Genomic DNA, 371 nt, shown 5'->3' with positions numbered 1-371 from the left:
CGACCGGGTGGAGTTGGTGATCGCCAGCTGAGGGCCGGAGCGTCAGCAGATCAGGTTTCCAAAGGGCGTGGCCCTTTGGTGGGGTGTCGGGGTGAAACCCCCGACGAACGGATCTTCGACCCCCGGAAGGGGGTCGAAGATACGTCTGCAGGGCTCTGCCCCGCACCCGCCAAAGGACGCGTCCTTTGGGATCCATGACCGGCTCAGCGCGCCGCGGGCCCGGTCAGTGACATCGGGAGGGCGCGGCGTGGGGAACACGGGTGCATGGTCGAGCTGATGGTACCACCATCGCCGGAGGGCCAGTTCTGGACCTTCCTGCACGCGCTCGGTGAGACGCTGGGCATCGCGTTCCTCGGCACGCTGACGGCGGC

Annotated in this window: 1 pseudogene; it reads left to right on the top strand. The window is 67.9% G+C overall.

Annotation, left to right across the window (positions count from 1 at the left end):
• Nucleotides 1-273: 273 nt before the first annotated feature.
• Nucleotides 274-371 (top strand): annotated as a pseudogene (locus MKK88_RS00220) (phosphonate ABC transporter, permease protein PhnE); the annotation flags it as partial.

Origin of the sequence: Methylobacterium sp. E-005 (genome assembly GCF_022829725.1) — a bacterium.
In the GTDB taxonomy this organism is placed as follows: domain Bacteria; phylum Pseudomonadota; class Alphaproteobacteria; order Rhizobiales; family Beijerinckiaceae; genus Methylobacterium.
Note: the sequence above shows the minus strand (reverse complement) of the source record. Positions and strands in the feature narration are given on the sequence as shown.